This is a genomic window from Arthrobacter sp. WCS2018Hpa-7 (assembly GCF_031843805.1).
Lineage (GTDB): Bacteria > Actinomycetota > Actinomycetes > Actinomycetales > Micrococcaceae > Arthrobacter.
Genome location: NZ_JAVTJB010000001.1, coordinates 1 through 22788, shown reverse-complemented (window position 1 = coordinate 22788; position 22788 = coordinate 1). Strand labels below are relative to the sequence as shown.

22 protein-coding genes are annotated in these 22788 nt (G+C 63.2%); 11 read left to right on the top strand and 11 right to left on the bottom strand.

Annotation, left to right across the window (positions count from 1 at the left end; all coding sequences use genetic code 11):
* Window positions 1-31: 31 nt before the first annotated feature.
* The 5 genes from RQH14_RS00110 (at window position 32) to RQH14_RS00090 (ending at window position 6083) form a co-directional block, all read left to right on the top strand.
* Window positions 32-1033 (top strand): LacI family DNA-binding transcriptional regulator, encoded by a 1002-nt coding sequence (locus tag RQH14_RS00110; RefSeq protein WP_311211324.1) that lies wholly within the window; start codon window positions 32-34, stop codon window positions 1031-1033.
* Between the two features lie 231 nt (window positions 1034-1264).
* Entirely contained in the window at window positions 1265-2599 is a 1335-nt protein-coding gene (locus tag RQH14_RS00105; protein WP_311211323.1) for an extracellular solute-binding protein, read from the top strand.
* Between the two features lie 36 nt (window positions 2600-2635).
* Window positions 2636-3556 (top strand): sugar ABC transporter permease, encoded by a 921-nt coding sequence (locus tag RQH14_RS00100; RefSeq protein ID WP_311211322.1) that lies wholly within the window; start codon window positions 2636-2638, stop codon window positions 3554-3556.
* Window positions 3557-3558: 2 nt separating this feature from the next.
* Window positions 3559-4461 (top strand): carbohydrate ABC transporter permease, encoded by a 903-nt coding sequence (locus tag RQH14_RS00095; protein WP_311211321.1) that lies wholly within the window; start codon window positions 3559-3561, stop codon window positions 4459-4461.
* Between the two features lie 83 nt (window positions 4462-4544).
* Window positions 4545-6083 (top strand): alpha-N-arabinofuranosidase, encoded by a 1539-nt coding sequence (locus tag RQH14_RS00090; RefSeq protein WP_311211320.1) that lies wholly within the window; start codon window positions 4545-4547, stop codon window positions 6081-6083.
* Between the two features lie 97 nt (window positions 6084-6180).
* Here RQH14_RS00090 and RQH14_RS00085 read toward each other — a convergent pair whose 3' ends face one another.
* Window positions 6181-6879 carry a DsbA family oxidoreductase gene (locus RQH14_RS00085; RefSeq protein WP_311211319.1) on the bottom strand — a complete coding sequence of 233 codons (699 nt, stop codon included), beginning with the start codon at window positions 6877-6879 and terminating at the stop codon, window positions 6181-6183.
* A gap of 148 nt (window positions 6880-7027) precedes the next feature.
* Here RQH14_RS00085 and RQH14_RS00080 point away from each other — a divergent pair, with 148 nt between their 5' ends.
* The gene (locus tag RQH14_RS00080; RefSeq protein ID WP_311211318.1) at window positions 7028-8149 is read left to right on the top strand and encodes a glycosyltransferase family 4 protein; all 1122 of its coding nucleotides are present in this window, start codon (window positions 7028-7030) and stop codon (window positions 8147-8149) included.
* Entirely contained in the window at window positions 8146-10281 is a 2136-nt protein-coding gene (locus tag RQH14_RS00075) for a glycogen debranching N-terminal domain-containing protein (RefSeq protein WP_311211317.1), read from the top strand. The genes RQH14_RS00080 and RQH14_RS00075 overlap by 4 nt, the downstream gene beginning before the upstream one ends.
* Window positions 10282-10286: 5 nt before the next feature.
* Here the strand turns inward: RQH14_RS00075 and RQH14_RS00070 are convergent, their stop codons facing one another.
* The 5 genes from RQH14_RS00070 to RQH14_RS00050 form a co-directional block, all read right to left on the bottom strand.
* Window positions 10287-10817, bottom strand: coding sequence for a GNAT family N-acetyltransferase (locus tag RQH14_RS00070; protein WP_311211316.1), 531 nt, complete (start codon window positions 10815-10817; stop codon window positions 10287-10289).
* A gap of 76 nt (window positions 10818-10893) precedes the next feature.
* Window positions 10894-11286, bottom strand: a complete 393-nt coding sequence (locus tag RQH14_RS00065) for a universal stress protein (RefSeq protein WP_311211315.1) — start codon at window positions 11284-11286, stop codon at window positions 10894-10896.
* A gap of 57 nt (window positions 11287-11343) precedes the next feature.
* Window positions 11344-12945 carry a tripartite tricarboxylate transporter permease gene (locus RQH14_RS00060; protein ID WP_311211314.1) on the bottom strand — a complete coding sequence of 534 codons (1602 nt, stop codon included), beginning with the start codon at window positions 12943-12945 and terminating at the stop codon, window positions 11344-11346.
* A complete protein-coding gene (locus RQH14_RS00055) occupies window positions 12945-13448 on the bottom strand; it encodes a tripartite tricarboxylate transporter TctB family protein (protein WP_261611354.1) in 504 nt (167 codons plus the stop codon). The genes RQH14_RS00060 and RQH14_RS00055 overlap by 1 nt, the downstream gene beginning before the upstream one ends.
* A complete protein-coding gene (locus tag RQH14_RS00050) occupies window positions 13445-14449 on the bottom strand; it encodes a tripartite tricarboxylate transporter substrate-binding protein (RefSeq protein ID WP_311211313.1) in 1005 nt (334 codons plus the stop codon). The genes RQH14_RS00055 and RQH14_RS00050 overlap by 4 nt, the downstream gene beginning before the upstream one ends.
* Window positions 14450-14734: 285 nt before the next feature.
* On the opposite strand from RQH14_RS00050, the gene RQH14_RS00045 reads away from it, so the two are divergent.
* The 4 genes from RQH14_RS00045 to RQH14_RS00030 all read left to right on the top strand — a co-directional run bounded on the left by RQH14_RS00045 (window position 14735) and on the right by RQH14_RS00030 (window position 18833).
* Window positions 14735-16333: a sensor histidine kinase gene (locus RQH14_RS00045; protein WP_311211773.1), complete on the top strand. Its 1599-nt coding sequence runs from the start codon at window positions 14735-14737 to the stop codon at window positions 16331-16333.
* Window positions 16330-16998 carry a response regulator gene (locus RQH14_RS00040; RefSeq protein WP_311211312.1) on the top strand — a complete coding sequence of 223 codons (669 nt, stop codon included), beginning with the start codon at window positions 16330-16332 and terminating at the stop codon, window positions 16996-16998. Before RQH14_RS00045 ends, RQH14_RS00040 begins: the two co-directional genes overlap by 4 nt.
* A 174-nt stretch (window positions 16999-17172) precedes the next feature.
* Window positions 17173-17457, top strand: coding sequence for a helix-turn-helix transcriptional regulator (locus RQH14_RS00035; protein ID WP_311211311.1), 285 nt, complete (start codon window positions 17173-17175; stop codon window positions 17455-17457).
* Window positions 17457-18833 (top strand): type II toxin-antitoxin system HipA family toxin, encoded by a 1377-nt coding sequence (locus tag RQH14_RS00030; protein WP_311211310.1) that lies wholly within the window; start codon window positions 17457-17459, stop codon window positions 18831-18833. Before RQH14_RS00035 ends, RQH14_RS00030 begins: the two co-directional genes overlap by 1 nt.
* 54 nt (window positions 18834-18887) lie before the next feature.
* Here RQH14_RS00030 and RQH14_RS00025 read toward each other — a convergent pair whose 3' ends face one another.
* The 5 genes from RQH14_RS00025 to RQH14_RS00005 form a co-directional block, all read right to left on the bottom strand.
* Window positions 18888-19364 carry a heme-degrading domain-containing protein gene (locus tag RQH14_RS00025; protein WP_311211309.1) on the bottom strand — a complete coding sequence of 159 codons (477 nt, stop codon included), beginning with the start codon at window positions 19362-19364 and terminating at the stop codon, window positions 18888-18890.
* Window positions 19361-20380, bottom strand: coding sequence for a Gfo/Idh/MocA family oxidoreductase (locus RQH14_RS00020; protein WP_311211308.1), 1020 nt, complete (start codon window positions 20378-20380; stop codon window positions 19361-19363). The genes RQH14_RS00025 and RQH14_RS00020 overlap by 4 nt, the downstream gene beginning before the upstream one ends.
* Window positions 20381-20384: 4 nt before the next feature.
* A complete protein-coding gene (locus tag RQH14_RS00015) occupies window positions 20385-21281 on the bottom strand; it encodes a biopolymer transporter Tol (RefSeq protein WP_311211307.1) in 897 nt (298 codons plus the stop codon).
* Entirely contained in the window at window positions 21278-22165 is an 888-nt protein-coding gene (locus RQH14_RS00010; protein ID WP_311211306.1) for a DUF1080 domain-containing protein, read from the bottom strand. Before RQH14_RS00010 ends, RQH14_RS00015 begins: the two co-directional genes overlap by 4 nt.
* A 3-nt stretch (window positions 22166-22168) precedes the next feature.
* Window positions 22169-22788, bottom strand: a 620-nt coding sequence (locus RQH14_RS00005) for a sugar phosphate isomerase/epimerase family protein (RefSeq protein ID WP_311211305.1), incomplete at its 5' end; no start/stop codon positions are given.

Sequence of the window (22788 nt, the reverse complement as noted above, 5' to 3'; positions counted from 1 at the left end):
GCGCCGGTCAACACTGTAGCTAGGGGGCGTATTGCGCGCAACGGTCAAGGACGTGGCGCGTCGTGCGGGGGTTTCGCCCAAAACGGTCTCGAACGTGATGAACGGAGTCGTGCCGGTCAGTGGTCCTACCCGGCTCAGGGTTGAGCAGGCCATGGCGGAATTGGATTACGTCCCGAACCTTTCTGCGCGCGGGCTACGGAATGGCCGCTCCGGGGTCATTGCCCTGGCTTTGCCAGACCTCGCCACACCGTACTCGGCAGAGGTGGCCCATCACATTGTGGAGGTGGCCCACGAGCAGGGCTGGATTGTCCAGATCGAGGAAACTGGCTCTGACCCGCACCGCGAGCAGGAGCTGATGACCCGGGCCCGCTCCAACCTGATCGACGGATTGATCCTCAACCCCGTGGTGTTGGATGAGAGCGCAGTCAAAGTTGGTGTGGCCCTGCCTCCTGTGGTTCTTCTGGGCGAGGTGACGCAGCAGTTGGCCGACCGGGTCTTTGTGAACAGCCTGACGGCGGCCCGGGACATGACGCTGGCGCTGGCCAAGCCCGGGCGTCGGCGCATTGCGGTCCTTGGAACAACCCAGGGGCGAGGATCTGCGGCGGCCATCCAGCGTACCCAAGGGTATGAAGCCGCTTTGGACATCCTGGGTATTCCGCGGGATGAGTCGCTGCTGATTCCTTGCGAAAAGTGGACGCCCGAAACCGCCGCCAAAGCCCTGGACGCTTACCTGGATACGCATCCTGTTCCAGAAGCTCTCTTCTGCTTCACGGACTCCATGGCGATTGGTGCCCTGAGCGTGCTCTGGAAGAGGGGCTTGCAGATCCCCGAAGAAATCGCCGTGGCGGGTTTTGATGATATTGCCGATGGCCGCTACGCCGTCCCTTCGCTGACCACGGTTTCCTTTGACAAGCGAACCATTGCCAGCGAAGCCCTGCGTCTCCTCACGGAGCGCATGGGGGACAGGGCCCAAGGCCAGCGGGTCATCAGCGTGGACTACAGCATCGTGGAACGGGACAGCAGCAAGGCCTGAAGCGAGAGCCGGCCACTAAATTGTGTGCGCTAACAATTTTCTCTTGCCCTGCCTATTACATCGATGTAATGTGAGATCTGCGTCACCCCGGGGCCACCATATACCCGAGTGCGGGCGCACCGGAGCCGGACTTTATGCGGTGCAGCAGCTATGCAGCGCAGCAACACCGCAGCGCAGCAACACCGCAATGCAGCAGTGACCTTTCAGCGGACCCATCCAAAGGAGTGACGGGTGAAGCAGTTTGAATCTTTGACCGGGAAACAGTTGTCCCGGAGACAGTTATTGACAGGATCGGCCCTCCTTGGCGGGGGACTCCTGGCTACGGGCCTCAGCGGTTGTGGAGGGGCAGCCCAGGCCGCGGCCGTGCAGGACATTGGGTTCTGGCACCTCCTCTCCGGCGGTGACGGTATCAAGATGCAGACCATGATCAACGCGGCCAACCAGGCCAACCCCGGTTTCAAGGTGCACCCCACGGTGCTGGCCTGGGGGCCGCCGTATTACACCAAATTGGCCATGGCATCGGCAGGAGGCCGCCCACCCGAGGTGGCCATCATGCACGCCAGCAGGGTTCCCGGATACGCGCCGGGCGGACTTATCGATCCCTGGGACCTGGACCTTCTTGCCGAGAACGGCGTGACGGCTTCCGACTTTGCTCCCCGAATCTGGGAAAAGAGCCAGCATGGCGGCAAGGTCTTCTCCATCGCCTTGGACTCGCACCCGTTCGTCATGTTCTACAACACGGATGTAGCAGGCAAAGCGGGCGTCCTGGGCAGCAACGGGCAGCTACAAGAGGTGAGCTCGCCGGACGAGTTCAAAGCCATGGCCTTGGAAATGCAGAAAGTGACCAAGGCCCACGGCCTGTCCTTCGGCTACCTGGGCAGTGGGTCGCAGATGTGGCGCCTGTTCTACACGCTTTACAAGCAGCACGGCGTGGACATGGAACTGACGCCGGGCCAGCCTATGAAGGTGGATCGGGACGCGGCCATAGAGTCGCTGGAATTCATGGCCTCCCTGTTTGATGACACCATCGCAGCCCAGGCCGGTGATATCAGCACCGGCATCGCCGAGTTCGCCCGCGGCGGTTCCGGGATGCTGTTCAGTGGCGTGTGGGAACTGCCCACCATGAAGAAGGCCGGCATCCCCGTTGACGCGGCCACCATTCCCACGCTGTACGGGACGCCGGCGTCTTACGCCGACTCGCACTCGTTCGTCCTGCCACGGCAACTCAACGTCAACGAGGACAAGCGCAGGGACGTCTACAAGTTTGTCACCGACGTCCTGAAGGGATCGCTGTCCTGGGCAGAAGCTGGACACATCCCCGGGTACCAGCCCGTGGTCCAGTCCCAGGCGTACCGCGAACTCACCCCGCAGATCCACTACGCCAACGCGGCGGACATCATCGCCTACGATCCCGAGGCCTGGTTCAGTGGCTCCGGCTCGGACTGGCAGACCTACTTCGCGGAGAACGTCCAGAACGTCTTCTTGGGCAGGGACAAGGCCTCCGCCGGATGGGATGCCTTCGAACAGCGCACCAACACCCTCCTCTCCCGTCCCAACCCGGTCTAACCGGCCCACGTACCGAGCGACCAAAGGAGTTCTTGAATGAGTACCTCTACGCTGTCCCGGCCGAGGCCGGAGAGTCTGCGCAAACCCGGGAGCCGCACCCGCAGCAACCTGAGCGGCTGGGGATTTGCCGCCCCTTTCCTGGTGTTCTTCCTTGTTTTCCTCGTCTGGCCCATCCTCTACGGCTTCTATATGAGCCTCACGGGCAAGTCCCTGACCGGGGCCAACGACAGCCTGATCGGTTTCGCCAACTACGCCGAGGCGTTGGCTGACGCAGATATGTGGCGGTCCCTGGGCAACACCCTCTACTTCACAGTGATCAGCACCGTACCCCTGGTCCTCGTGGCCCTGGTCATGGCCGCATTGCTCAACGTGGGGCTTCCGGCCCAGTGGCTGTGGCGGCTCTCCTACTTTGCGCCGTACCTGTTGGCCTCCACGGTGGTTTCACTGTTCTTCACCTGGCTGTACAACCCGCAGCTCGGCCTGATCAATGAGTTCCTCACGGGAATCGGGCTCCCCAGGGTTGCCTGGCTGAATGACCCGAACGTGGCCATGTGGGCAATTGTCATCGCCACCCTCTGGTGGACCGTGGGCTTCAATTTCCTGCTCTATCTGGCCGCCATGCAAAACATCCCCGCCCAGCACTATGAGGCGGCATCTCTGGACGGAGCCGGAGCCTGGCGCCAGTTCTTCTCCATCACGCTGCCGCAGCTCACCCCTACCACCGTGATGATTGTGCTCCTCCAGATCCTGGCATCACTCAAGATTTTCGATCAGGTGTATCAAATGACCGCAGGCGGGCCGGCAGGATCCACCCGCCCCGTGGTGCAGTACATCTTTGAAACCGGGTTCACCGGGTACCGGCTGGGCTACTCCGCAGCCATCTCCTACATCTTCTTCGGACTGATCGTGGTTGTTTCTGTCATGCAGTTCGTCATCACCCGCCGCAGGAGCGCATAACCATGGCAACCCCTACCCTGACCCGTCCCGCACCCAGCACCACCACCGGTAACAGCCCCACGATCCGCCAGCCCCGCAAAAAGCTGACGGTGGGCAGGATCGCGGCCATCGTGGTCGCCGCCTTTATTGCCGTACTGTGGCTGATCCCGTTCGCGTGGGCCACCGCCACCGCTTTCAAGACCGAGACGGATGCCGCCGCTCCGGACGTCACCTGGCTGCCGCCGTCGGGCTTCACTCCTGAGGCGTTCGTCAAGGTGTTCCAGGACGGCAACATCCCGCTCTGGACGTGGAATTCGCTCTACACCTCGGCGGCCATCACGGCCATCACCCTGGTGATCTCGGCACTGGTGGCCTACGCGCTCTCCAGGATCGATTTCAAGGGCAAGAAGGTGCTGATGACCGTGATCATCGCGTCCATCATCATCCCGCCGCCCGTGCTGATCATCCCGCTGTTCTACCAAATGCTGGCGCTGAACCTGATCGATACCTCGTGGGCCATCATCCTGCCGCAGGTCATCCACCCCGCCATGGTGTTCGTGCTGAAGAAGTTCTTCGACCAGATCCCGCGCGAGCTCGAAGAAGCGGCCGTGATGGACGGCGCCAGCCGCTTGCGGATCTTCACCCAAATCATCCTGCCGTTGTCCCGTCCCATCCTGGCCGCCGTTGCGATCTTCGTTTTCATCGGTGCGTGGAACAACTTCCTGTGGCCGTTCATCGCCACCAACGACGGCAACCTGCTGACCCTCCCGGTCGGCTTGCAGACCATCAAGAGCGCCTACGGCATCCAGTACGCGCAGAACATGGCGTCCGCGCTGCTGGCCGCGCTGCCGCTGATTGTGGTCTTCCTCTTCTTCCAGCGCCAGATCATCAAGGGCGTTGCGACGACGGGACTCGCCGGAACCTGACCGGCACCCAGCGCTTACCAACAGTTCCAGAACCCAACAGTTTTCAGAAACCAATAGTTTTCAGAACACAACCAAGGAGATACATGTCCCGCGCACGCATCACCCTCGACCGCGACTTCACCATTGGCGAGGTACCCCGACGACTCTTCGGCTCCTTCGTGGAGCACATGGGCCGCTGCGTCTACACCGGCATCTATGAGCCCGGGCACCCCGAGGCTGACGAAAACGGCTTCCGCCAGGACGTCATGAAGCTGGTCAAGGAACTCGGCGCCACCGTCATCCGCTACCCCGGCGGCAACTTCGTCTCGGGCTACAACTGGGAAGACGGGATCGGCCCCGTCAGCGAGCGGCCCCGCAGGCTCGACGGAGCCTGGCACACTGTGGAAACCAACGCCTTTGGCCTCCACGAGTTTGTGGACTGGTCCAAGCAGGCCGGCACCGAAATCATGGAAGCAATCAACCTGGGCACCAGAGGAGTGGACGCTGCCCGCGAGATCGTGGAGTACGCCAACCACCCCGGCGGAACCTACCTGTCCGATCTCCGCGCCAAGAACGGACACAAGGACCCGTTCAACATCAAGCTCTGGTGCCTCGGCAACGAGCTGGACGGGCCGTGGCAGATCGGCCACAAGACCGCAGACGAATATGGCAGGCTGGCACAGGAAGCAGCCAAGGCCATGCGGTTCGTGGACCCTTCGCTTGAACTGGTGGCCTGCGGCAGTTCCAGCTCTTCGATGCCCACGTTCGGTGCCTGGGAACAGACGGTCCTCACCCACACCTACGACGAAGTGGACTACGTTTCCCTCCACGCCTACTACCAGGAACACGAAGGTGACGTGGGCAGCTTCCTTGCATCCGCTGTCGATACTGACTACTTCATTGAATCAGTGGTGGCTACCGCGGACGCCGTGCGCGCCAAGGGCAAGCACAAGAAACACATCAACCTGTCCTTCGACGAATGGAACGTCTGGTACCAGCGCGGCCTCGACACCGAGGACCAGCCGCACAACGTTGCCAAGGCAGGCTGGCGTGAGCACCCCCGGGTCATCGAGGACAAGTACAACGTGACCGACGCCGTGGTGGTGGGCACGCTGCTCAACTCTCTGCTCCGCCACGGTGACCGCGTGAAGATCGCCAACCAGGCCCAGCTGGTCAACGTGATTGCGCCGATCCTCTCGGAAGAGAACGGGCCGGCGTGGAAGCAGACCATCTTCCACCCGTTCGCACGGATGGCCGAGCTCGCCAAGGGCCAGATTCTCCGTCTCTCGGTGGACTCGGACAAGTACTCGAATGCGCGGTTTGGCGACACAGACCTGGTGGATGTCAGCGCAACGTGGAACGAGGAAACGGGCCGCGTGGCACTCTTCTTCGCGAACCGCGGCCTGGAAGAAGCGGCCGACGTCGAGGTCGCCCTGCGCGGTTTCGACGCCCGTCAGGTGATCCGCGCCGAGGTCCTCGAAATTCCTGAGGGCGGCGACCGCTTGACCATCAACAGCCAGGATCAGCCGGGCCGCGTTGGCCTGACGGCCCTGGAAGGTGTGAAGGCGACTGGTTCCGAGCTTCGCCTGACGCTGCCCGCCCTGTCCTGGGCCGTCGTCGAGCTTGACGTGGTGAAAGGCTAGCGGCTTACCCAACTAGGGGACAGCAAACGTCGCAATCAGCGCTCATAGCGACGTTTGCTGTCCCCTACTTGGGTTAACGCACGACGGCGGGGGCTACTTAGACGGCGCAGCCGTCAGGGCCGCAGGCCTCGGCGTCCGAAGCGCCCACCGGGATCAGGGGGTTGGCTTCCTGCCAGGCCTGGTTCAGGGCCTCGCTGAAAAGGTCGGCGGGCTGGGCGCCGGAGATGCCGTACTTGCGGTCGATAACGAAGAACGGGACGCCGGTGACGCCGATGGCGCGGGCCTCGTTGATGTCTTCGTTGACCTCCTCGGTGAACTTGTCGGAAGTGAAAAGCTCTGCCACTTCATCGGCCGGCAACCCCAAGGCGGCGCCGAGTTCCGTGAGGTACTCCTGGTTGCCGATGTCCTTGCCATGCTCAAAGTGGTCGCTGAGCAGCTGCTCCTTGGCTGCGTCCTGGCGGTCGTGGGAAGCAGCAAGGTGGATGAGGCGGTGCGCGGTGAAGCTGTTGGCCACCACCACCTTGTCGAAGTGATAGTCCAGGCCTTCGCCCTTGGCGGTTTCGGTGACGTGGGCGAACATCTGCTTGACCTGCTCAGGAGCCATACCCTTGCGCTTGCTCAGGTAATCCAGCTCCGTGCCGTCGTAATGCTCGGGAACGGAGGGGTCCAGCTGGTAGCTCTTCCACTCAATGTCCACCGAATCACGGTGCGGGAACTGTGCCAGCGCGGTCTCGAAACGGCGCTTGCCGATGTAGCACCACGGGCACGCGACGTCTGACCAGATCTCAATCTTCATGCTGTTGGCAACCTGTTGAACCGGCCGAACATTCCTTACACGGCTGTTATTTTCCTCACCCATTGCCGTGCCATGTGAAGCCCAATACTCTTGAAACGGGTTATGCAGACAGCCTTTTGGCTTGGGGGTTGACGCGGAGACAAACCTCATGCGCATCGGACTCATCGTTGGACCCTGGTTTACCGTACCGCCCGAAAAATATGGCGGAACAGAGCGCGTAGTGGATGCCTTGGCGCGGGCATTGGCGGACGCGGGACACGATGTCCTGCTGGCAACCGCCTCGGACAGCACCTGCCCGGTGCCCCAAGTACCCGGCTTTGGGCCCAGCGAACCCGAGGAAATGGGGCTCTCCCTGAGCGAGCTGGCCCACGTCATCAGGGCGTACCGCGGCCTGCGCGGCGTGGACATCATTCACGATCACACCTTGGCCGGTCCCCTTTATGCGCACAGGCCAATGGATGTGCCTGTAGTGACCACCATCCACGGCCAGCTATCCCCGCAGGCCGCAAATCTGTACCGGGACATGGCCCGGGACACCGCCATCATCGCGATCTCCCACGATCAGTGCAGCAGGATCCCGAATGTGGAGATTTCCGCGGTCATCCACCACGGAATCGACCTGTCCGCAGTGAGCGTCGGCCGGGGCACTGGAGGATACGCCTGCTTTGTGGGCCGCATGTGCCCCGACAAGGGACTGATGGAAGCCGTAACTATTGCTCAGGAAGCCGGCGTCCCCCTGAAGATCGCGGCAAAGATGCATGCCAAGGACGAGCAAGAGTATTTCCGTGACGTGGTTCGGCCCGCCCTCGGTCATCAGGAGGAGTTCCTTGGAGAGCTCTCAGATCCAGAGAAATTCGAGTTGATGGGTGATGCCATCGCCTTGATCAACCCCATTCAATGGCACGAACCCTTCGGGCTGGTCATGATCGAAGCCCTCGCCACGGGAACCCCTGTGCTGGCGACGCCGATGGGCGCTGCTCCGGAAATCGTCAGGCACGGGATAACGGGCTTTCTGGGGTCCCCCCGCGAGTTGGTTGCCTGCCTCGAACAGGTTCCGTTCCTCAGCCGGGATGCCTGCCGAAGATCCGTGGAGGAGTCTTTCAGCTCAGCACGAATGGCTGCGGACCATCTGGACCTTTACGCCAAAGTCATTCAACAATTTTCGGCTGGACCCCTTTCCGGTCGGAGTCTGTTGCAAGAAAATCAGAGGCAAGCCTTGTATGGCCTGCCACCCTCAAGGAAGACTCCCGAGGAAGCCGGTTGGCCATGACCGCTTGGAACGAAGACACTGAAGCCGGAGCGTCAGAGCTCGGTGCCGTCACCGTCGTCGAAGGATCATCCTTCTGTATTTCCTCGCACTCGGGTGACATCCACGGAGGCGGGTCCCAAGGTGCGTACTACCAGGACACGCGGATAGTCTCGCGCTGGATCCTGCGGGTCAACGGGGCCCTGAGGGAACCGCTTGTAGCCAGGAATCCCACCGCCTTCCAGGCCGAATACGTCGGCAGGGCATGCTCAGCGGATGGCAGGTTCGACAGCCCTCTGGTGGTCCAGCATCAACGGCACGTGGGTGCCGGCCTGCGGGACGACATCACCGTCAGGAACTACTCCGGGCAGGCCGCTCCCTGCGAGATTGAACTACTGATCGACGCCGACCTGGCCGACCTCTTCGACGTCAAAGGCGGCAGGGCCAACAAGGCCGGGATACCTACGAAGAAGGCGCACAAGAAGGAACTGCATATCGACTCCCTCCACTCCAGCGGTCAACGCAGGGGCGTGTCCTTCCGGGCCTCGGGCGCCAAGGTCTCCGACGAAGGACTGAAATTCCACATCACTATCCCCGCGCGCAGCCAATGGTCAACCAGCATCATCGCGCTTCCCCTGGTCAACGGAGAAGGCCCCAACGATCCCTTCACCGAAACCACTCCGCTGCACCACACCCCCGGCGTCCGCCGCCACGCCGCCTGGGAAGAGCACGTCCCCAGGATTGCCGTGTCCGATGCCAACGTGGAGGAAGTCCTGGAGCGGAGCCAACGCGATCTGGGCTCGCTGCGGATCTTCGACCCCGCCCACCCAGGACGCGCAGCGGTGGCCGCCGGCGCCCCATGGTTCATGGCGCTGTTTGGCCGCGACTCACTCTTGGCCTCCTACATGTCGCTCATGGTGGATCCCAATCTGGCAGCCGGTACCTTGCAAACCCTGGCAGCGCTGCAAGGAACCAAGGTTGACGTCGACTCCGAGGAAGAACCTGGACGGATGCCCCACGAAGTGCGGCTGGGGGTCACGGCGGGACTCGCCTTGGGCGGGACCGCTTACTACGGAACCGCAGACGCGACGCCCCTGTTCGTTTCCACGCTGGGCGAGCTCAGCAGATGGGGCCTTGGCGCGGACATCATCGACTCCCTCCTTCCGCACGCCGACCGCGCCATCGAATGGATGGAGCAGTACGGCGACCGCGATGGTGACGGCTTCATCGAATACCAGCGGCCAAACAGCCATGGACTGGTGAACCAAGGCTGGAAGGACTCCTGGGACGGCATCAACTTCGCGGACGGCCGGATGGCTGAGGCCCCAATCGCCCTCTGCGAGGTGCAGGCCTACGCCTACGCGGCGTACGTTGGGCGTTCACTGCTGGCACGGTCGGCCGGCGACACCGCCGTCGAACGCCGTTGCGCGGACCGCGCCGAAACGCTGAAGGCCGCCTTCAACGAGGCCTTCTGGCTCCCGGACCGCGGCTACTTTGCGTTGGCTCTGGACAAGGACAAGAAGCCCGTGGATTCCTGTACGTCCAACATGGGGCACTGCCTGTGGGTGGGCATCGTGGACGAGGACAAGGCACCGCTGGTGGCGGAGCGGCTGATGTCGCCCGAGATGTTCACGGGGTGGGGCATCCGGACTTTGGGTTCGGACATGGGCGCGTACAACCCCGTCAGCTACCACAACGGCTCCGTCTGGCCGCACGATACCGCGCTGGTCGCCACAGGGCTCATGCGGTACGGCTTCGTGAAGGAAGCCAGCCGGATTGCGAGCGGATTGTTCGACGCCGCCGAGCACTTTGGCGGTCAACTTCCGGAGTTGTTCTGCGGCTTTGACCGCAGCGACTTCGCGGAGCCGGTTCCGTACCCGACGGCGTGTTCCCCGCAAGCGTGGGCGGCTGCGGCGCCCGTGCAACTGGCCCGGATCCTGCTGCGCTTCGATCCTGACTTCACCCGGAACGTCCTGCACCTGGCGCCGATATTGCCCGACGCTTATGGGTCGTTCCGCGCGGACAACGTGCTGCTGGGGCGCTCGCGGATCACGGTGCAGGCCTCCGGTTCTTCCGGTACAGTGACCGGGCTGCCGGCAGGGCTCGAATTGAGATCCGATCCCCGGCCGCCGTTGACAGGGGATCTGTTCGGCTAGCGTTTTTAGAGCTGGTGCTCCATGACGAAGTCGTGTTCCACAGTGTTGCCGAGTGTGAAGGACTTGGTGCCTACGCGCTGGAAACCGCTCTTCTCGTAGAAGCGGATGGCCTTGGCATTCTCGCTGTTCACGCCCAGCCACACCCCTGATGCGCCCTTGTCCGCCGCATCGGCCAGGGAGGCTTTGATGAGTTGTGATGCGGCACCCTTGCCATGATGGTCGGGGTGCACGTAGCACTTGCTCAACTCCGTGGAGGGGAGAGCGGAAAGAACCGAGGCGACGTCGGGGTCGGTGGCCGGCTTGGCAATAAGCATGGTGTACCCGAGGAGCTGTCCGTCGTCGTCGAGCACCACGATGGTGATGTTCGAGTCGGCGAGGTATTCCTCAAAGTTTGGCTCGCTCAGCGTCTTTTCGAGGTGGGCCTGAATGTCAGCAGGCGACGAACCTGGCGGGCACGCCAGCGGGAAGGTGACGGCGGCGAGCTCAGCCAGCTTCCCGGCGTCGTGCGTTGTTGCGGTGCGGATGGTTTCAGCCACGTGGTCCCCCCGGGAGTTTTTGTACAGGTAATGCCCCTAAGAACGAATCTTAAGGGCATTAGCTGGACGAAAACTCCTAGTCGGCTTTGACCGCCAGGACCGGGCAGTCTGCCTCCAGCAGGATCCGTTGGGAGACGCTGCCCATGATGAGCTTGCCTACGGGGCTGCGGCGCCGAAGGCCGATAACGATTAGGGCTGCGTCGTTTTCGTCGGCGGCGTCAAGGACTTCGGCCGCGGCATCGTGGCCGCGGATCGGCTGCTTGATGATGTGCTGGATGCCGTGCTCGGCCAGGCGTTCCTCGATGCTCTGGATGTCCGGTTCCTGGGCGTACCGGTTGTCCACCAAGGCGTCGCCCTTGGACGAGTTGATGACCAGGAGGGTGTCGTTGCTCTTCTTGGCCTCGGCGATGGCCTGAGTCAATGCTGCTTCGCCTTCTGGTGTGGGGACGTATCCCACCACGATGGTCATGGTTTCTCCTTGTTGTACTTGTTGTTGGGGAGGCGGCCGGCCTTGCCAGGCGCCAGGCTAGCCGTCGCCGTCGCCGTCTGCCGTTCCGTCCGCGCGGTGGCTGCCGTGGTTTACGCCGCCGGCTTCCCTCGGGACAGTCGCCCCGGAATTACCCGGGATCATTGTGGCTGGCACTGGCCGGTTGCGCCGGATGAGCTTGTAGATGAACGGCCAGGCCAGGATGATCGCCACGATGATGTAGACCACGATCGCGATGGGTTCGCTGAACAGGCCTGCGGGATCGCCGGCACTCAACTGCAACGTCTTGCGAAGCTGGCCTTCGATGCGCGGACCCAGGATCACTCCGAGGATCAGCGGCAGGACCGGAAGTCCGAAGCGCCGCATCATGAAGCCCAAAGCGCCGAGTACCAGCAGGATCACCAAGTCGAAGGCCTGCAGGTTCACCGAGTAGGCGCCCAGGGTGGCGAAGAACAGAATGCCTGCGTAGAGGTACGGGCGGGGGAGTTGCAGCAGCTTCGCCCACACCGGCGCCAAGGGCAGGTTGATGAGCAGGAGCAGGAAGTTGCCGATGAAGAGGCTTGCGATCAGTGCCCACACCAGGGGACCTTGGCTCGAGAAAAGCTGGGGGCCGGGCTGGATGCCGTAGGAGGTGAAGGCTGCGAGCATGACGGCGGCGGTTGCGTTGGTGGGCAGGCCGAGTGCCAGCATCGGGGTCAGTGTTCCGGCAGCGGCCGCATTGTTGGCGGCCTCCGGTCCGGCGACGCCTTCAATGGCGCCCTTGCCGAACTCTTCCGGATGCTTGCTCAGCCGTTTCTCAGTGACATACGAGAGGAACGTGGGGATTTCTGCGCCACCGGCCGGCAAAGCGCCGAAGGGGAAGCCGAAGGCAGTGCCCCGGAGCCACGGCTTCCAGGAACGTGCCCAGTCCTTCTTGCCCATCCAGGGACGGCCCACGGGTATGACGTGAAGCGGCGTGCGGCGCAGGTGGGCGGCAACCCAGAGGGCCTCACCCACGGCGAAGATCGCAACAGCAACCACCACGATGTCCAAACCGTCCACCAGCAGGGGCTGGCCGAAGGTGAGGCGTCGTTGTCCGGTAACGGAGTCGATGCCCACCAGACCAATGGCCAGGCCGAGGGCCAGCGACGCGAAACCGCGGAGCCTTGAGGAGCCAAGGACTGCGGTGACGGCCAGCAGGGCAAGGACCATGATGGCGAAGTAGCTCGGAGCGCCCAAACTCACGGCGAACTGCACCACAATGGGTGCGAACACTGCCAGCAGTGCGGTGCCGATGGTACCGGCGATGAAGGAACCGATGGCCGCAGTAGCAAGGGCCTGCGCGGCCCTGCCGGCTTTGGCCATCTTGTTGCCTTCGATGGCCGTCACCACCGACGACGATTCACCCGGTGTGTTGAGGAGGATCGAGGTAGTGGAACCGCCGAACATGCCGCCATAGTAGATGCCGGCGAACATGATGAAGGCGCTGGTGGGCTCCAACGCAGCGGTCACCGGAAGCAGCAGTGCCACGGTCATGGCCGGGCCCAGTCCAGGAAGAACGCCGACGGCGGTGCCCAAGAGGACGCCGATCACGGCGAACAAGAGGTTCATGGGGGTCAGGGCGGTGGCGAAACCGTCCATCAAGGAGGACCAGACGTCCATCAGAGGATTCCTTCCAGGAGCCCGGCAGGCAGTGCGATGCCCAGGCCGAGGTAGAAGCCGTAGAAGGTCAACAAGGCCAGGGCCACGGAGATGAGGAAGTCACGAATGTAGCGGCGGCTGCCAAGTGCCAGCACGCTGCCCCAGAAGAGGACAGTTCCGGAGATGACCCAGCCTGCCCAGTCGATGAGCAGGATGTTCAGAATGAACGCTCCGGCCAGCGGGAGGACGGTCTTCCAATCCGCAGGGTGGGCCAAGTCAACGTCTTCGCCGCCTTCGGCCTCACCCTTGCCGCCGCGGAGGACGTTAATGGCAAGGAGGATGGCGCAAACGATCAGAAGGCCCGAAACAATGAACGGAACAGTCTTCGGACCAACCGGGTCCGACTGCGAGTACGGGGTCACCAGGCCGTTCGCGTCCAGGAAGACCAAGACGCCCACCGCGCCGAGCAGGAGGGCTACCCCCAGCTCGGCGCGGCCTTTAAGGCCTGTGGCTATGGAGCTCACGCCAACCCGAGCTTGGTGAGGACATCCGCCACGCGCTTGTCCTGGTCCGTCAGGAAGGTCTTGAACTCGTCGCCGGTAACAAAGGCGTCAGACCAACTGTGGGTCTTCAGCGCTTCCTTCCAACCGGCAGATGCGTGCATCTTCTCAAGGGCCGCGATCAAAGACTTCTTATCGTCTTCGCTGATGCCCGGAGGGGCCACGATGCCGCGCCAGTTGGTGAAGACCAAGTCAATGTTGGACTCCTTCAGCGTGGGAGCATCCACGCCCTCCAAACGGTTCTCGCCACTGGTGGCCAGGACACGGATCTCGCCGGACTTGATCTGCTGCAAGTACTCGCCTGCACCGGAAGCGGCGAACCCAAGCTTGTTACCGAGGATGGCGGGCAAAAGGTCGCCACCGCCGTCGTACGAAACAAAGTTGACCTTGGTAGCGTCGATGCCAACAGCGCCAGCCAACTGCATCGGCAGGAGGTGGTCCGGGCCGCCAGGCGAGGAGCCGCCGCCAACCGAAATGGAAGCGGGGTTGGCTTTCCAGGCCTTCACCAGATCATCAATGGTCTTGTACGGGGAGTCCTTGCCCACCATGATGGCGCCGGGTTCCTCGATCAGCTTTGCCAACGGGGTGGTCTCGGTCAGCTTGGACTCGGACTTGTTGGTGTAGCTGGCTCCCACGACGCCCAGGCCCATAAGCATGGTGAGGTCGCCGTTGCCCTTTTCGTTGACGATGCGGGCGAGGCCCACCGTGCCGCCGGCCCCGGCAAGGTTGAACACCTCGGTGTTGGTGGAGATCTTCTCGTCGTCCAGCACCTTGGCGGCGGCCCGGGCCGTGGTGTCGTAGCCACCGCCGGGAGTATTCGGAACCATGATCTGGAGACCGGTGACGGGTCCTGCTGCCCCGGAGCTTTCAGAACCAGTGGACTTACCTGTGGCACCGCAGGCGGTGGCCATCAGGGCGATGCCGGCGGCGACGGCGGCGACTCGCAATGCGCGGATCTGGCGCATGGTGTTCCTCTTCTCATCTTTGAAAATTCGGTGCAGGGCAATCAGCGTTGTGCCCCGTTGTTTTGATGCTAGGCGCGTAAGTGACAGGGATCACTCTTGTGTTCGCAGTGATCTTTAAGTTCATTGCGTTCACGGATTTTTGCTGCGCACAGCGGCCTGAGCTGGTCTTCTGCGCCCCTGCGGTATAGTTCCGGTACGCCACACGGAGCGGCCCCCAGAAGTCCTCCGATCACCGGCACCACCAAAGGAACCAACGCAGTGACCCGACTGTCTCGAAGAAGAGGGATGTCCCTGGCAGGGCAATACCTTGTGCTGCAGTTGCTCATCGTTCTGGCCGTCCTGGTGGCCGTGGTGGCCATTTCACTCGCCCAATCGGCCGCTGTATTTGAACGGACCGAAGGCCGCAGGGCGCTTTCCGCTGCCGAGGCTTTGGGCAACAACCCCACCGTCCGCGCCTTGCTGCCCACCGCGGAACCCCGCGCCGGTTCAGCCCTCCCCGCTGTGGCCGAATCCGTCCGCACCGTATCGGGGTCCTCCCACGTGGCCCTCGCCAAGCTGGACGGGACAGTGGTGGCCTCGTCCGATCCAAGCCTGGTAGGACAGTCGCTTCCCCTCGGTGAAAGCAGGGTCATGGAGGGGCGGGCGTGGACCGGCGTCCTGCCGGCCGGCGGAGGGGCAGTACTTTCCGCCCACGTTCCTGTCCTGGACGACGCCGGAATCATGATCGGCGTAGCCTCCATCAGCCGGAACTACCCTTCCACCATCGAGCGCCTGGGCGATGCCGTGCCCAACCTCCTCACCTATTTGGGTGTTGCCAGCGTCCTGGGCGTCGCCGGATCGCTCTTGTTGTCCCGCCGCGTCAAACGGCAGACCCTGGGCATGGAGCCGCGCGAGATCACTGGGCTGGTGGAAAACCGGGAGGCCATGTTGCAGGGCCTGAAAGAAGGCGTCGTCGCTTTGGACCCGCACGAGCGCGTCACGGTGGCCAACCAGAGCGCCCGTGAACTCCTGGGCCTGCCCCCGGATTGCGTCGGCAAAAAGCTCCGCTCCCTGCACGTGGATCCGGCACTGAAAATCGTCCTGACCCGCGAACAATCCGACCCCGATCAACTGGTGCTGGTGGGTGAACGGTTGGTGGTCATGAACCGTGTGGCCCTCCGCTCGCACGGCCGCGATATCGGCTCGGTGACAACGCTGAGGGACCGGACCGAGCTGTCATCCCTGGAAAGTGAACTCGGCGCCACGCGCACAGTCACGGACACTCTGAGGGCCCAAGCCCACGAGTTCGCCAACCAACTCCACGTCATTTCCGGCCTGATCCAGATTGGCGAATACGACTCCGTGGTGCAGTTCGTCAACGGCGCCACTGTGGACCGCACCCGGCTCAATGACGATGTCACCAGCCGCATCGAAGACCCCGCGCTCGCCGCCCTCCTCATCGCTAAAGCCAGCCTGGCCACCGAGCGCGGCGTGGAACTTCAACTTGACCCGGAGTCCGGCCTGCCGCGTGTCCGCGAGGAGCTCTCCAGGGACCTCACCACCGTGGTGGGAAACCTGGTGGATAACGCGTTCGACGCCGTCACTGGCCGCGCCGGGGCTTCGGTCCGCGTGTTGGTGGTCAACTCTCCGGACGGAGTCACGGTCACCGTCCGGGACAATGGACCGGGCGTGCCCTCCGGCTCCGCTGAGGACATTTTCCGGCAGGGCTTCTCCACGAAAGAGCCCGGACCGGGCGATGCCCGCGGTTTTGGGTTGGCGTTGTCACGGGTGATCTGCCGGCGCTCCGGAGGCGACCTCTCGGTATCCAACGACAACGGGGCTGTGTTTACTGCGCAGTTCAGCAAGACCGACTCAGGCATCAGTAGAGGGGCACACCAGCGGTGATCAAGGTTCTGATTGTGGACGACGACTTCATGGTGGCCAAAGTCCACGCCGGCTTTATCCAGCGAACCCCGGGGTTCGAGGTGGTAGGCGTGGCACACACCGGCGCCCAGGCCTTGATTGAAACCGAGCGGCTGCAGCCAGACCTGGTGCTGCTGGACATCCACCTGCCGGACATCAACGGGCTGGAACTCATGCACCAACTCCGGGATGTTGCCCCGGACCTCGATGTACTGGTGATCAGCGCCGCCCGCGAAGTGGAGACCGTGCGTAAGGCACTGCGTGGTGGCATAGTCCATTACCTGATCAAGCCCTTCTCCCAATCCGATCTGCAGGAACGGCTGGAGCATTATCTCAGCGCCTACCAGGGCCTGGATGCGTCCAAGGTGGAAGCTGAGCAATCAGATGTAAACCGCGTTTTCGGGCTGGGCATTTCCGAACGGACCTTGCCCAAAGGCTGCAGCGTGGAGACCCTGGAACTGGTGGAAGCCGCACTCAAGTCCGCGCAGGGCGACGTGTCCGCGGCGGAGGTTGCCGAGCAACTCGGGACCTCCCGCGTCAGCGCCCGCCGTTACCTTGAGTACCTCCACGATGAGGGGGCGCTGGAAGTCAGACTCAAGTACGGCGTCGGACGTCCTGAAAGGCGATACGTGCTGAAGGGGCGGTAATTTGGACCAAGCGCCAGTCCTTTCGGGGTCGGCGTGCGGCTACTGCCCGGAAGGGGTGCCGGTACCGACAACGACGGCGGGAGGTTACCTTTTGCGATCGGGGGGATACCACCTCAGCCCTCGTAAGGTAGCTGTTTTATTGCATTAGCTGTCTTAATGCCACAAGATAGTTACATGAACAGTAGAGATGCCATGCGCCGTCTGGGGGAGAACCTGCGAAGCCGACGAATCATCCTCGGCTTGTCGCAGGAACTTGTCGCCGAACGCGCTGATGTTTCACGACCCACGCTCATGCGCCTTGAAACAGGCGAGGGTGGAAAAGTCGAACACCTCATGACCGTGGCGTCTGTGCTCGGTGTTGCTGAAGACCTTATTAGTGCTTTGGATCCCCTGAATACCGATCTTGGCAGGGCGCGGGCGCACCTGCTGAGCAGGCAGCGCGCCCCCAGGAGGAACTAGTGGCTGCCCGAAGCATCAGGCGCGTGGAGGTGCTCGTCAACGAGTCCTTGGCCGGCGTGATGGACATTGAAACGGATGGGCTTTCCCCTCGCGAGCACGTCACGTTCACCTACGCCGACAGTTGGATGTCCGCTGCAGAAGCATTCGAGGTTTCCCCGGAGCTACCCCTGCGACGCGGCCCCCAGCGTCCCACCCAGGGCCGCGAGCTGTTCGGGTCCTTCCAAGACGCCTCCCCGGATGACTGGGGCAAGAAGCTGTTATTCGAAGAACTGCGACAACAGGCCCTCGCCAAGGGTGCCGGCCGCATTCCGCCCACAGGTGAAGCGGGCTACCTGTTGCTGGTCAACGATGAGACCAGGCAGGGCGCACTTCGCTTCCGGGAGAACGACCAATTCCTGTCGTCGTGGGGCCGGGGTGCAGGAATCCGCGACCTTGGGGCGCTCTCAGAGGAGGCCAGACTCTTCGCTGAAACCGGCGAGGTCAAGGAGGAGAACTCCTTGCTCATGGGTGCCGGTTCCTCTCCGGGTGGTGCTCAGCCCAAAGCCTGGGTTCGGGACGACGACGGTTCCATGCTGCTGGCAAAATTCCCGAAGACATCGGACGTCGGCAACGTGCAACTGTGGGAAATGGTCGCCATCAGGCTGCAGCAACGGGCAGGCATCAGGGTCGCCGAGTCGCGGCTCATGCCTCTTTCAGAATTTTCCCATGTCTTCCTCACCCGGCGGTTTGACCGCGACGGTGACCGGCGCATCCCGTACATGAGTGTGCGCACGGCCCTCCAACTCGACACGTACTCACACCCAGACTACGTGAAAATCGCCTCTGAAGTGGCGCATATCTCTGCAGAACCTGTTCAGGATGCCAACGAGATGTTCAGCCGTGCCGCTCTCATCGCTATGGTCAACAACACCGATGACCACATGAGAAACCACGGGCTCCTGCGAACCAACAGAGGCTGGCGCTTGTCGCCGTCGTTCGACGTGAACCCGGTGCCAGCAGGTACATCAGATACGCCACTCACCCCACATGGCGGTCTCTTCGATAGGGACGTCCGGGATCTCTTGGAGTTCGCCGATGCTTTTCGGCTGACCCGGGATGCGGCCATTCGTCGGCTGCAGCAGGTCGCCTCCGCGATATCCCGCTGGCGGGAAGACGCCCTCAGCCTGGGAGCTGAACCTGAGTCCCTTGCCTACATGACCAAGGCTTTCGAAGGTGAGAATGCCAAGCGGGTGGCGTCCTTGGCTCCCACCCCGGCTGTGATAGACATGGGCGGATCAACCACCCCGGTACCCCCGAAATCGCACGGTGACGTATGGGTGCCCGAACACATGCGAGCGGGAAAACTTGTCCGGGGGCATTTTCGCCGACGGAGCTGACGCCCTACCCCTGGCGTAAGTCGCCGATCCACAGGTTACTCTCGCCTTGCCCACCTAGGCCCCCACCGTCTTCAAGTAACTCCGGATGCCGTCAACCACCAGCTGGTGGTCCTCATCCGACGTCAGCCCGGACACCGTGATCGCACCGATCACGCCTGCGCCGCGCACACGGATCGGGAACGAACCTCCAGCCAAGGTGTAGTCCTCATGCGCGAGCCATCCGCCGCCGATGGGGCTGTGCCCGCGGGCTGAAAACTGCTCTGACAACAACGCCGTGCTGTGCTCGAACCGCAGCACCGACGCGGACTTGCGGCGGACCCACTCTTCCTGGTCGGCCGTGGCCCCGGGAAGGACGCAGCGGAAGAGCACGATGTTATGCCGGCGGATATCGATCGCCACTCCAAACCCGGATGAGATGGCGTGGTTGGCGATCAAGGAGCCCAGGCGCCAAGCATCGTGGTGGTCGAAGCTCGCGAAGACCAGCTCCTCCTCGTGCTGCTTCAGCTCAACAATGCGGGGCGAGTCAGTCATGCCGCACCAACCCGGTCAGCGGAATAGCTCAGTCCGATCTGCTTCCGGATCTCGTCCATGGCGGCCATGATGGCCACGGTCTCGGCCGGGGGAAGTATTGTTCCAGCAGTAGAACCATCCCGAACCAGACGCTCCAGCTCAGCGGCCTGGAACTGCATTCCCCGGCTGGTGACGGGCTGGTCGTATCGCTCAACAACGCTGCCATCCACGGCGTGGACCGTGAAAGGAACCGGATTGTACCAGGTGTGTTCGATGTCGATCCAGCCGTCAGTCCCGATCACCATGGCGCGGTTGGCGCTGGCAGCATCGAGTTCGCAGTCCACAAGGGCCTGGGCGCCGTTGGCGTACTCGAAGATCGCGGCGGTCTGCCGGTCCACGCCGGTGGCCGACATGGAGGCGCTGGCCCTCACCGCGGACGGTGTGCCCAGGATGTCGAACGCGAAGGAGATCGGGTAGATGCCCAGGTCCAGCAGCGCACCGCCGCCCAGTGCGGGATCGTTCAGACGGTGGGCGGGGTCTTTGGGAAGGCTCTGGTTGTGGCTGGCCACCACCTTGCGGACCTCGCCGATGGTGCCGGATGCGATGATGTCGCGGAGGCGGATCATGTGCGGCAGGAACCGCGTCCACATGGCCTCCATGGCAACGAGCCCCTTGGATTCCGCGAGGTCAACGATGTCCTGCGCCTCGCGGGCGTTCATGGTGAACGCCTTCTCCACCAGGACGTGCTTTCCGGCATTCAGTGCCAGCAGGGCATTCGCGTGGTGGAACGGGTGCGGCGTGGCGATGTACACCACGTCAATCAAGGGGTCAGCTACCAGATCCTCATAGCTGCCGTGCGCGGTTGCCACGCCGTACTGCTCGGCGAACGCCGCGCTCGATTCCAGCGAACGGGACCCCACAGCCTGCACCGTGAAGCCGTTCTCGTTCAGGTCTTTCGTTTGCAGCCCGGCGATGAATCCGGTGCCGAGGATTCCCCAGCGGATCGTTCCGTCGGAGGTGCCATTGCTGAGGGTCACGTGCTTAGTCCTTTGCTGAATCTTGAAACGAGTCACCGCGTGGGTAGGCCACAAACGCAAAGCGCCCGGAGTCCGGCGACCAGCTGTTGACGTTGAGGGTACCTTGGCCGCCGAAAAGTGGCCATGTATGGAGGGGAGTGGTCCAGTCCTCGGTCGAAACGAGCACGACGGCGACCGGCAAGTCAGCGGGGTGGCCTTCCGTTCCGATGGGGAAGCGGACATAAGTGGAGTACTGGCCGTCCGGCGAAAGGTGCGGGAACCAGTCGACGGTGCCGGACTCAAGGAGCTGCTCGAACACGCTGCCGTCCACCCGGACCCTGGCCAGTTGTGCGTGGCCGGGTGCCGAGGTGAAGGACTCTGTGTTCAGGTAGAGCCACTTGCCGTCGGGCGAGTATTCCGGCCCGTCGCAGTGGCCGGGACCAACATCAACGCGGGCGGTAGCGCCGCCGTCGGACGCAATGGTCATCAGCTTGCCCGGCTGCGTAAAGTCGCCTGCCTCGATTCCCACGTAGGCGAGCTCCTTGCCGTCGGGGCTGACGCCGTGGAGGAAATGGAACGTACCGTCCTCCTCGGTGATCAAGCTGGCCGGACCACCGGACAGCGAGGCTCGGTAGATGTGGCCGTCGTTCGCGGAGAGGAAGATTGTTTCGCCGTCGGGGGCCAGGACGTGATCGTTGTTCAGGTCAGGAACGCCCGTCAACGGTACGGCCTCCAGAGACCTGGCGGACAGATCGAAGCGCCACAACTTTCCGTCCCCGTTGAGGACGAGTGCGGTGCCGTCGAGGGTCCAGTTGGGAGCCTCCAGCAGCACGTCATCGGTGGAGTACACCAGCTCGGCCTGGCCGCCCACCGACGCGACCCACACCTCGCAGCGCTGGCTTGGTTGAAGGGTGCGGATCATGCGGTCACCTCCGTGCCCACAGGCTTGAGTTCTTTGATGCGGATGTTCCGCCAGCGGCATTGTGCACCTTTGCCCCAGCGGGCTTCGCCGAACATGTCATCGTTGTCGTGCACTTCCAGCGCGATGTGCCCCTGCTCGCCCAGGACGTCCAGAACATCGGCGGGGTTGAAGTTGGGCGAGTCCAGGGTGGCGGTGTCCAGCTCAGCGATCTTCACTCCATTGATCCAGGTGGTGATGACCGGAAGCGCGCCAACGCAGCGGATGCGGAGCTCGTTCCAGTCGTCCCAGCGCCAAGCCTTGAGGAAGTCGTCGACGTCGGCCGCGTACGCCAGACGGGCACGCTTTTCTTCCGTGACAGGTTCCACGGACGTGGCTGGATCATCGGCGATCAGACCGGTTGGCTGCCCGAAGGCGTCGCGCGCGACGTCCACGGCAAACGGAACGGCCGAGAAACTGGCGAGTCCATTGCCGAAGAACCCGCCGATGCCGCCCGAAGGCCGGTGGTCCACCAGGACTTGGAAGCCTTCCCACGTGTCCGGCCGGCGACGGATCATCACGCCGGTATCCGCGGGCCAGTCCGGGCGCATTTCCAGAACGAGCTCAAAGTCGCCATAGGCCTTTTCAGTCACCAGGTAGCCGCCGTAGCCGCTGCCCGGGGAGTCCTGTTCGCCCACCAGAACACCGTCTTCCACGAACCAGCGGGCGGGGTGCTTCTCCGGTTCCTCCGGCGGCGTCAGCCCCAAATCAGCAAAGCGGTCCAGCAGGGCAGGGCCGCCCGGGTATTCGGTCCCGTAGACGCGCGGCACCGCCCGCCAGCCGGCCAAGGTGGTGCCGTCGAACAGCGGGACGAACCCGCCGTCGTCGTGCGTTTCTGCCTCAGCCACCCGCTAGTCCTTGCTGCTGAAGGCTGCGTCGAAGCTGGTCTGCGAGGCGGGGAAGTCGAACTTCTTGAGGGCGGCGAGGGCTTCGGGGGCGCCGTGGAGGCGGTCCATGCCGGCGTCTTCCCATTCCACGGAGATGGGTCCGTTGTAGCCGATGGCGGTGAGGGCGCGGAAGGATGATTCCCAGGGTACGTCGCCGCGTCCGGCGGAGACGAAGTCCCAGCCGCGTCGGGGGTCGCCCCAGGGCAGGTGCGATCCCATCACGGTGTTCCGGCCGGTGGGGCGGAGCTTGGTGTCTTTGCAGTCCACGTGGTAGATCCGGTCTTTGAAGTCCCAGATGAAGGAGACGGGGTCGATGCCTTGCCACATGAAATGGGAGGGGTCCCAGTTCAGGCCGAACGCGGGCCGGTGGCCGATCGCTTCGAGGGTGCGGACGGTGGTCCAGTAGTCGTAGGCGATCTCGGAGGGGTGGACTTCGTGGGCGAAGCGGACCCCGTTTTCGTCGAAGACGTCCAGGATGGGGTTCCAGCGGTCGGCGAAGTCCTGGTAGCCGGCCTCGATGACCTTCTCGGGGACGGGCGGGAACATGGCGACGTATTGCCAGATGGAAGACCCGGTGAACCCGA

Excerpts from the sequence above, each read along its gene's own strand:
- RQH14_RS00100 (WP_311211322.1), top strand. The coding sequence starts at position 2,636 with ATGAGTACCTCTACGCTGTCCCGGCCGAGGCCGGAGAGTCTGCGCAAA.
- RQH14_RS00095 (WP_311211321.1), top strand. The coding sequence starts at position 3,559 with ATGGCAACCCCTACCCTGACCCGTCCCGCACCCAGCACCACCACCGGT.
- RQH14_RS00090 (WP_311211320.1), top strand. The coding sequence starts at position 4,545 with ATGTCCCGCGCACGCATCACCCTCGACCGCGACTTCACCATTGGCGAG.
- RQH14_RS00085 (WP_311211319.1), bottom strand. The coding sequence starts at position 6,879 with ATGAAGATTGAGATCTGGTCAGACGTCGCGTGCCCGTGGTGCTACATC.
- RQH14_RS00080 (WP_311211318.1), top strand. The coding sequence starts at position 7,028 with ATGCGCATCGGACTCATCGTTGGACCCTGGTTTACCGTACCGCCCGAA.
- RQH14_RS00075 (WP_311211317.1), top strand. The coding sequence starts at position 8,146 with ATGACCGCTTGGAACGAAGACACTGAAGCCGGAGCGTCAGAGCTCGGT.
- RQH14_RS00065 (WP_311211315.1), bottom strand. The coding sequence starts at position 11,286 with ATGACCATCGTGGTGGGATACGTCCCCACACCAGAAGGCGAAGCAGCA.
- RQH14_RS00060 (WP_311211314.1), bottom strand. The coding sequence starts at position 12,945 with ATGGACGTCTGGTCCTCCTTGATGGACGGTTTCGCCACCGCCCTGACC.
- RQH14_RS00050 (WP_311211313.1), bottom strand. The coding sequence starts at position 14,449 with ATGCGCCAGATCCGCGCATTGCGAGTCGCCGCCGTCGCCGCCGGCATC.
- RQH14_RS00045 (WP_311211773.1), top strand. The coding sequence starts at position 14,735 with ATGTCCCTGGCAGGGCAATACCTTGTGCTGCAGTTGCTCATCGTTCTG.
- RQH14_RS00035 (WP_311211311.1), top strand. The coding sequence starts at position 17,173 with ATGAACAGTAGAGATGCCATGCGCCGTCTGGGGGAGAACCTGCGAAGC.
- RQH14_RS00025 (WP_311211309.1), bottom strand. The coding sequence starts at position 19,364 with ATGACTGACTCGCCCCGCATTGTTGAGCTGAAGCAGCACGAGGAGGAG.
- RQH14_RS00015 (WP_311211307.1), bottom strand. The coding sequence starts at position 21,281 with ATGATCCGCACCCTTCAACCAAGCCAGCGCTGCGAGGTGTGGGTCGCG.